The sequence below is a fragment of the Mesorhizobium sp. genome (genome assembly GCF_005063415.1).
In the GTDB taxonomy this organism is placed as follows: domain Bacteria; phylum Pseudomonadota; class Alphaproteobacteria; order Rhizobiales; family Rhizobiaceae; genus Mesorhizobium.
Genome location: NZ_SUEG01000095.1, coordinates 1 through 8333, shown reverse-complemented (window position 1 = coordinate 8333; position 8333 = coordinate 1). Strand labels below are relative to the sequence as shown.

The 8333-nt window shown below is 63.1% G+C and carries 11 protein-coding genes; 3 read left to right on the top strand and 8 right to left on the bottom strand.

Translation table 11 applies throughout. The annotated features are described in order from the left end of the window. From E5W70_RS22005 to E5W70_RS21995, 3 genes are all read right to left on the bottom strand, one after another. Window positions 1-715, bottom strand: a 715-nt coding sequence (locus E5W70_RS22005) for a DNA-binding domain-containing protein (protein ID WP_292662320.1), incomplete at its 3' end; no start/stop codon positions are given. Next, on the bottom strand, window positions 702-1628 hold the full coding sequence (locus tag E5W70_RS22000; RefSeq protein ID WP_292662317.1) for a DUF692 domain-containing protein: 927 nt from the start codon (window positions 1626-1628) through the stop codon (window positions 702-704). The genes E5W70_RS22000 and E5W70_RS22005, both read right to left, overlap by 14 nt. 27 nt (window positions 1629-1655) lie before the next feature. After that, a complete protein-coding gene (locus E5W70_RS21995; RefSeq protein WP_292662314.1) occupies window positions 1656-1979 on the bottom strand; it encodes a DUF2282 domain-containing protein in 324 nt (107 codons plus the stop codon). A gap of 294 nt (window positions 1980-2273) precedes the next feature. On the opposite strand from E5W70_RS21995, the gene E5W70_RS21990 reads away from it, so the two are divergent. Then, window positions 2274-3041, top strand: coding sequence for a YbaY family lipoprotein (locus E5W70_RS21990; protein ID WP_292662311.1), 768 nt, complete (start codon window positions 2274-2276; stop codon window positions 3039-3041). A gap of 100 nt (window positions 3042-3141) precedes the next feature. On the opposite strand, the gene E5W70_RS21985 is transcribed toward E5W70_RS21990, so the two are convergent. Continuing rightward, window positions 3142-4032 carry a LysR family transcriptional regulator gene (locus E5W70_RS21985; protein ID WP_292662308.1) on the bottom strand — a complete coding sequence of 297 codons (891 nt, stop codon included), beginning with the start codon at window positions 4030-4032 and terminating at the stop codon, window positions 3142-3144. A 158-nt stretch (window positions 4033-4190) separates the two neighbouring features. On the opposite strand from E5W70_RS21985, the gene E5W70_RS21980 reads away from it, so the two are divergent. After that, window positions 4191-4958, top strand: coding sequence for a glucose 1-dehydrogenase (locus E5W70_RS21980; protein ID WP_292662305.1), 768 nt, complete (start codon window positions 4191-4193; stop codon window positions 4956-4958). 165 nt (window positions 4959-5123) lie between these two features. Then, window positions 5124-5393, top strand: a complete 270-nt coding sequence (locus E5W70_RS21975) for a hypothetical protein (RefSeq protein ID WP_292662302.1) — start codon at window positions 5124-5126, stop codon at window positions 5391-5393. A 73-nt stretch (window positions 5394-5466) separates the two neighbouring features. Here E5W70_RS21975 and E5W70_RS21970 read toward each other — a convergent pair whose 3' ends face one another. The 4 genes from E5W70_RS21970 to bluB all read right to left on the bottom strand — a co-directional run bounded on the left by E5W70_RS21970 (window position 5467) and on the right by bluB (window position 7972). Beyond that, window positions 5467-6075 carry a class I SAM-dependent methyltransferase gene (locus E5W70_RS21970; protein WP_292662299.1) on the bottom strand — a complete coding sequence of 203 codons (609 nt, stop codon included), beginning with the start codon at window positions 6073-6075 and terminating at the stop codon, window positions 5467-5469. Between the two features lie 153 nt (window positions 6076-6228). Continuing rightward, window positions 6229-6651: a nucleoside-diphosphate kinase gene (gene ndk / locus E5W70_RS21965; protein ID WP_292662296.1), complete on the bottom strand. Its 423-nt coding sequence runs from the start codon at window positions 6649-6651 to the stop codon at window positions 6229-6231. A gap of 232 nt (window positions 6652-6883) precedes the next feature. Continuing rightward, a complete protein-coding gene (locus E5W70_RS21960; RefSeq protein WP_292662292.1) occupies window positions 6884-7180 on the bottom strand; it encodes a DUF1905 domain-containing protein in 297 nt (98 codons plus the stop codon). Between the two features lie 156 nt (window positions 7181-7336). Then, a complete protein-coding gene (gene bluB, locus E5W70_RS21955) occupies window positions 7337-7972 on the bottom strand; it encodes a 5,6-dimethylbenzimidazole synthase (RefSeq protein ID WP_292662289.1) in 636 nt (211 codons plus the stop codon). Window positions 7973-8333 lie beyond the last annotated feature (361 nt).

Genomic DNA, 8333 nt, shown 5'->3' with positions numbered 1-8333 from the left:
CAAATGCCGCCGCGGCCGCCGCGCCGAGCGCCTCGCCCGCGATCAGATGCGAGATAAACACTGCGCCGCCGGGCGGCAGGTGGCGAACGAAGACCTCGAGGCCGGGCCGCGTGACCAGCGCATCTTCAGCGCCCGTTGCCCGGATCGGCTCAACAGGAGTGTCGTTCCGGTTTGCCGCGAAGACCGTGACTGCCGGGAACCGGGAGCGCGCGACCCGCGTCGCCGGATGCGGCCGCAGCACGGTATCGGCAAGCCTCTCGGAAGGGATCGACGCCAGTGCCTCAGCCGACAGCGCCCCCGCGTCGGCGGCATGATAGGCGTCGAGCCAGGCCCGCTCGATGCGCGCCACGTCGGCCAGCCACGGCATCGACTGCGCGTATTCGTAGCGCTCGATGAAATCGGGAAAGTCGCGGCCATATTCGAATAGAAGCGGCGAGGTGGGTGGCGTTTCGCGGATGTGAAAGCGCGCCATCGCGCGAAAGAAATCCGGGCCGGTGATGCGCAGCGTCGCTGGAAAGCTGGCGGCCAGCGCATCGATCAGGCTGACCGTGACGTTGTTGCGGTAGACGGCATATCGCTTGACCGCAGCCTTCCCGTTCGGCCCCGAGACAGAGTGAGGCGGGCCACGGTCAGGATCGAGCAAACCGGCGGTGAATGCCGCGGCATAGTCAAACCGGCGGCCGAGATCGCCCGACTGGGTTTCATCCTGCGGCATGGGCTTTTCCGAAATAGCCGTCGGCATGACGGTCGAGGATGGCTTGGGCGGCGGCTGCCTCCGCCTTGAGCACCGGCCACTCGGGAATGTCGCTGTCCCATTCGATCAGCGTCGGCAGTGGCCCGCATCGGCCGATGACGGTATCGAAGAGCTTCCAGACCGCGTCGGCAACCGGGCCGTCATGGCTGTCGATGAGCAGCAGGTCGCCCTCGTCGTCCTCCTGCTTGGCGTGCCCGGCCAGATGGATTTCGCCGACATGTTCGAGCGGGAAATCCGCGAGATAAGAACGTGCCGAATAGCCGTGATTGGTGGCCGAGACGAAGACGTTGTTGACGTCGAGCAGCAGGCCGCAGCCGCTACGCCGAACCAGCTCGCGGATGAAATCCGTCTCGCTCATCGTCGATTCCGGAAAAAGCACGTAGGTCGAAGGATTCTCGACCAGGATCGGGCGGCCGATCGTGCCCTGCACCTCGTCGATGTGATCAGCCACGCGCGAAACCGTTGCCGGCGCGTAGGGCAGGGGAAGCAGGTCGTTGTAATAGGTGGTGTCGTGGGTCGACCAGGCGAGATGCTCTGAAACGAGCGCTGGCTCGTAGCGATCGACCAGCGCCTTGAAACGACCGAGATGCGCCTTGTCGAGCGGCTGCGGGCCGCCGATCGACATGCAGACGCCATGCAGCGAGACGGGATAATTGCGGCGGATGCGGGCGAGCGCGTCGTGCGGCGGGCCGCCGACGCCCATGTAGTTTTCCGCATGAACCTCGAAGAAGCCGCTTTGGGGACCGTCGCCGAGGATTGCGGATAGATGCTCATGCTTGAAACTGGTGCCGGCAAGGCCGGCGACCAGGTGCGCCGGAAAGCGCGAGGTCTTCGACATGCGGGATGCTGGACGGGTCGGTCCGTTCATCGTCATCGCCACTTTCCGGGCGGGGTGCATCGCTTACGATGGGACGTCGCGGGTCAGCTCGGTGGGTGAGCCCTTGCGGCCGCCGGGTAGGTCCATCGTCGTGCAGGTGCCGCCGTTGACGAACTTCCAGGCGTTGCCTTGGTAGTCGAGGGTCGAGGTACCTTGGCAGGTGGTTCCCGGGCCTGCCTTGCAGTCGTTCTGTCCCTTCAAGGCGACGCCAAAGCACTTCTCCTTGCCGGCGTCCATCGCTGCCTTGACCTGTGCCTCGGTCAGCGGGGCGGCCGTCGCAAAAGAAGCAAGAGCCGTGGCAACGGCGCTGGCCAGCAAGGCCGCGCTCACGGTTGATCTCGTTGACATGATTTCACCTCCGGTTGGGTTTCAAGCGCACTCTCCTCAGCGCGCATTGTCAGTTCGGTCCGGACGCCCGCCGTGTTACGTCTGTTTGGAACACGAATTCGTGATCGCCTGAGGCTTGGCCGAGGGTGGCCTGAACAGAGTTTGCCGAGCGGCCAAGAAGGCCGACGACATGGCGGCGGGCCGCTGGAAGCGCCCGCCGCCCAAATAAATCCCTGGGACAGCCATGCCCATACCCCGCCAGCCATTCATTGACCGCATTCCTGCGAGACCTTTGGCCGGAAGGGGAGCAGGATCATGCTGGACAGGATCGCCGAGTTCTTCATCTTCGGACTGGTGCCGCTGGCCGTCGGCATACTTGCCGTTCCGGATCGTTCCGTGGCTGCCGAAAAGACCCTCAAGGGCGAGGTGATGTATCGCGAGCGCATCGCGCTGCCGCCCAATGCCGTGCTTTCGGTGCAGCTTGCCGACGTGTCGCTGGCCGACGCGCCGGCCGCGATCATCGGCGAGCGCAAGGTGGTGCCGGCCGGCCAGGTGCCGATCAAGTTCGAGATCAGCTTCGATCCGCGGGTGATCCGGCCTGATATGACCTACGCGCTGCAGGTGCGCATCACTGTCGACGACCGGCTGCTGTTCGTCACCGATACGCGCCATCAGGTCGACCCGCTCAGCGACGCGCCACAGACCATCATGCTGAAAATGGCGGCGCCGGGCGAGGAGCCGGCGGAAGCCTCCGTGTTCGGCCAAAGCTGGCTGGTCGAATATATCGACGGCATCGGCGTGATTGCCGAGCCGCGGGCGACTTTTCGCATCAGCGAAGCCGGCAAGGCTGGCGGCAGCGGCCCTTGCAACGTCTATTTCGCCACCGCCAGGGTAGACGGCTCGACGATCGCCGTCAGTGACATAGGCTCGACCTTCAAGGCCTGCGCGCCTCAGGTAATGGCCGAGGAAAAGGCGCTGTTCGAGGCGCTGGCCAAGGCGGCGTCCTACCACGTCGACGCCGGCAAGCTTGTTATCACCAACAGAGACGGCCGCGACATCCTGCGCTTCAACGCCGCGAGCTAATGCATGTCGCGCAAAACCGTGCAGCGGTTTTGCGACAACGACACGCATCAAAACAAGAACCTAAAACGCGTCGCATGAGGCGGGTCGAACGCGACGCGCTTTAGCTCCCGGCCTTGAGCATGTCGATCACCGCACGAAGTCCGGCCGAGAGGTATCGTCGGCTTGGATAATAGAGGAACAGGCCGTCATCATCGGCGCACCAGTCGTCCAGGCAGCGGACAAGTGCGCCGCTGGCGAGATGCGCCGCAACGCGACTGTCCCAGACATAGGCAAGCCCGCATCCCTGCAGCGCCGCTTCGACCATGAGTTCCTGGTTGTCGAGCGTAATCGGACCATCGACCTCGACATCGACTGCCTCACCGCGGCGCTCGAACTGCCAGTTGTAGATCGCGCCGCTCGGATAGCGATAGCGAACGCACAGGTGCTCCCGCAGGTCGCCCGGCACCAGCGGCATTCTGCGTTCCTTGAAATATTCGGGTGAGCCGACGACTGCGAAACGCAACCGTGGCTTGATGCGAACCGCGATCATATCCTGCGTGAGGCGTTCGCCGAAGCGGACGCCGGCATCGAAGCCTTCCTCGACGATATCGACCAGCCTGTCGGTGGCAACGATATCGACGCGAAGTCCTGGATTCTGTTTCAGCAATGGTCCCATCATGTCGTGCAGCAGAAAAGGTGCGATGGAACTGGGAACATTGATGCGCACCGTTCCGAACGGAGTGCCGTGGAAGGCGTTGAGGCCGTCCAGCGCCTTTTCGATTTGATCGAACGCAGGGTGCAGTTCCGTCAGGAACCGCTCGCCCGCCTCCGTCAGCGACACGCTGCGGGTCGTGCGATGGAACAGCCGCACGCCGACACGCGCCTCCAGGCTGCGGATCGCGTGGCTGATTGCCGAGGCAGCGACGCTGCGCTGGACGGCAGCCTGCTTGAAGCTCCTGTGACGCGCGACCGCGAGGAAGGTCGACAATTCGGCGAGTTCGGTTCCGTGCATTTGGCATACCGGGTCAATTCATATGTCCTATTCACTACAATGAGAAGAATTATGCGTCTAATCATATCTTTCCGAGGCCTCTAGATACTGCGCCACCGGAACAACAGCTCCATCGAATGGTGCTCTGCCCGGGCAGATTTCAACCGATGGAGAACCCCATGACAAAGATCCTGAAGACGCTCGATGGCAAGGTCGCCCTGGTGACCGGCGCCAGTTCGGGTATCGGCCGCGCCACAGCCTTCGAACTCGCGCGTCGCGGCGCCAAGGTCATCGCCAGTGCTCGCCGCCGGTCCGAGATCGACACGCTGGTCGCCGAAATCGGGGAAGCAGGCTTGGAGGCAACAGCCGTCGTCGCCGACGTCAATGTCGAGCAGAGCGTGATCGACCTCGTGGCAAAAACGATCTCGACCTACGGGCGGATCGACATTGCCTTCAACAATGCCGGTACCGAAGGCGGGTTCACCCCTTTCGTCGACCAGTCGAACGAGGTCTACGACACGATCTTCAATGCCAATGTCCGCGGCGTCTTTTGGTCGATGAAGCACGAGGCCAAGGCGATGTTGGCTCAGGGCGGCGGCACGATCATCAACAATGCTTCGATGGGCGGCGTCATCGGCTTCGGCAATGCCGGGCTCTATGTCGCCAGCAAGCACGCGGTGCTCGGCCTGACCAAGACCGCATCGATCGAACTGTTCAAGCAAGGGGTGCGCGTCAACTCAATCTGCCCCGGCATCATAGACACCCCGTTCCAGGACCGTATCTGGCCGAGCACCGAGGCAAAGCACGCCTTCGCGGCATCGAGCGTTCCCGGCAGGGCTGGCTCGCCGGAAGAGATAGCGAAGGTCGTGGCCTTCCTTGCTTCCGATGACGCCTCGTTTGTCTCAGGCCACAGCCTGCTCGCCGATGGCGGCTATTCGGTCGCCTGATCGGTCGCATGTCGATCACGTTGTGTTTCAGCCGGAATAAACCGGGCAGCGCGCGCGTTACGTCCTCATACGATGGCGGGTAAGGCAAAAGGGATGTTTGTCCCTTCGTTGAAGCCGCCAGAATGGCTGCGGCTCGTTCTGGCCTTAACTCAAAGGAGTCCAGACATGAAAACGCACGCGCTTATCCTTGCCGCCACCGGTGCATCGCTCCTTGCCTTCACCGGCCTTGCCAAGGCGGACGACCATCTGTTCGATGCCCTTCAGCATGGTCTCAGTCCTGACAGCCAGCCTTTCCAGACCAACAAGGCTGGTCATAGCGGCGATCTCGCGCCCGGGCAGGGCAGCCCGTTCACAGGTGAGGAAACCAAGACCCCGTCCACCGACACGCCAGCGGCGAACGCCAACGCGAACGTGAAGGAACGCCAGGCGAAATAGACTGCAGAACCCGCCGCTAGGGGGCGGCGGGCGACATGTATCGGGCGACGATGCCGCATCTCATCCGATATTCTCAATTCGTCGCGAGTTTGAATACCGCGCCATAGTGGTAGGGCGGTATGTCGACCAGTTCGGCGAGCTTGAACCCGCACGCTTCCACCGCCGCGGTGGTCTGTTCGGGTGATAGCCTCAGCTCGGTCTTTGGCCCGCGCGGCTCGCCCAGGACCGTGGTTTGCTCGCGCGGCTGCTGGTGCCAGTTGACGATGGCAAAACGACCGGCAGGGCCAAGCGTCGTCCGCACGGCGCGGGCAAGGCGCGGCCGATCCGGAACGCCGTGGAAAGCGTTGGCCATAAAGACGAAGTCCACGGTTTGAGGCACCAGCCTGGCAAGCTCATAGGCGTCGCCCACCACAAACTCGCAATTGCTCGCGCCGCCTTCGGCCAGTCGCCGCCTGGCGACTTCGAGGACATCGGCATCAATGTCGATGGCGACTACGCGACGAGCGACCCTGGCGATTGGCAGCGTGAACCAGCCGTCGCCGCAGCAAAGATCGACCACGTCCGTGCCGGGCTTCATGCCTACTGCCGCCACGACGCTGGCAGGCTCGGGCCACAGCGCTTCCCACCAGCCGCTGGTCGGCATCTCGGTGCCTTGGAAGAAGCCGGGAATGGTGCTGGTCATGGCCTGGTCGGCTCCATTGTCGGGACCGCGTTTGATCGGTGCCCTCGAGCTTAACGCACCCATGATCCGTCGAGGAGCCTGAAGCTGAAAATGTCCGCTAACAAAAAAGGCCGGCGTTGCGCCGGCCTCTTTGATGGGGTTCGGGATGCCGGCTTAGCCGACGATCTCGGTGTCCGAGAACCAGTATTTGATCTCCTGCGCGGCGGTTTCCGGCGCATCAGAACCGTGCACGGAATTCTCGCCGATCGACAGCGCGTGCAGCTTGCGGATGGTGCCTTCGGCGGCGCTTGCCGGATTGGTGGCGCCCATCACTTCGCGGTTCTTGGCAATGGCGTTCTCGCCTTCCAGTACCTGCACGATGGTCGGGCCCGACGACATGGACTCGACCAGCTCGCCGAAGAACGGACGCTCCTTGTGGACGGCATAGAAACCTTCCGCCTCGCGGCGGCTCATCCACACCCGGCGCGAAGCGACGACGCGCAGACCGGCATCTTCCAGCATCTTGGTAATGGCGCCGGTGAGATTGCGGCGGGTCGCGTCCGGCTTGATCATGGAAAAGGTGCGTTCGAGCGCCATGGGATCGTCCTTGTGATGGAGAGTGGAATTGAGGGTGGCGGGCTCTATACAAGCCGCCCGCCGCCTTGCCAAGGGGAGGCCGGTGTAGCGCGCATTTCTGCGCTGCAGCGACGGACTTTCAAGTCGAACCGTGCCGCCGCTTCATCTTTTTTGCCCAAAAACCGGTACCGCTTTTTGGGTTCGAACCACTAGCCGCCCTATAGCGCGTCGCCGTCAGCCCGGCCCAACGTCGTCATAACTGCATCTCGATCGTCAGGTTGGCCGTGTCGCCAGCCCGAAGGCCTTCGCGGACCCGCACCGCGGTCTTGATCGGCAAGAGCATGCTGCCGGATTTCTTGTCGGGAAACAGCGATGTCCGCCATCTGGTCTGGCCGATGACGGCTTCCACGCCAAGCGAGCCCCAGGGCCTTGCCATCCCCACCATCGCTGTCTTGATACGGGCACCAAGCTCCGGCGGCAGCGTCACGAAATGCCAGCCGCCCTTGCCCGGATAGACCCAGATCTCGGCCTGCATGTCGTAGCGAAACATTCTATGCCCTTCCTCAGGTCAAGGCCGTCACGACTGGCTTTGCCATGGTATCTTGTTGGCAATGCTGACGATCGGCGAAACCATCCATGATATCCACAGCCCTGCAGGGGAGGAGTCATTCTTCCCCGCAAAGAGGATGGCAGCGCCGCCATTCCACTACCGCCTTGTCACGATAGACGGCCGCCGGATCTCCCAGCCTTCCCGTTCCAGTTCCGGCACGCTGTGGTTCTCGCTCGGGTAGCCGATGCAGAGGTAACCGATCAATGTCCACTCCGGCGGCACGTCCAGGATCGTCGCCATCTCGGCCGGATCGAGGATCGAGACCCAGCCCATGCCTATTCCTTCGGCGCGCGCCGCCAGCCACATCGTGTGGACCGCCATGACAGCCGAATAGTCTATGGTGGCTGGCATGGTCAGGCGGCCGAGCCCATGCCCCTGCTCGGTTGCGCGATCAGCGAAGACCGCAAGCTGGCAGGGCGCCTCATTCAGGCCGGCAAGCTTCAGGCGGCCATAGAGCGCGGCGCGTTCGCCGCAAAAATTTGCGAGTGCCTCCGCGTTGCAGCGCTCGAAGCATGCCCTGACGGCGGCGCGGCGTGCTTCGCTCTCGACGATGACGAAGCGCCAAGGCTGGCTCAGCCCGACGGACGGCGCGGCGCTAGCAAGCTCGAGCAGCCGCTCCAGCGCCCCTTCGGGGAGCGGCGTCGGCTTGAACCGCCTGACGTCGCGCCGCCACAAGAAAAGATTGGCGAGCCCGGCGCGAAAGTCGGCCGGGAACTCTGGGTTTGCGGTCATGGCACGCTGCCTTTGTTGTTATTACCCGGTTCGCCGGATGTTCGTCTTGTTTGCTTCGATCCAGGCAGTGATGAGGCGCCTCAAGCGACACTTCGTCTACCCGCATTGTCGCATTTCGCCGGGCGGGAATTCTAATGCATGTCGCGCAAACTGTGCGGCGGTTTTGCGGTAACGACATGCAGCAAAACAAGAACCCAAAGCGCGTCACATGACGCCGGTCGAACGCGACGCGCTTTAACCGAGGCCGGACGACGTTGCCGCGATCTACGCCGTTGGATCTTGATCGGCAAACAAAACCCGCCTCGGCAAGCCGGGCGGGTCGTTGGAGCCAATTAGCACCATACCCAAATTAGTAGCATAG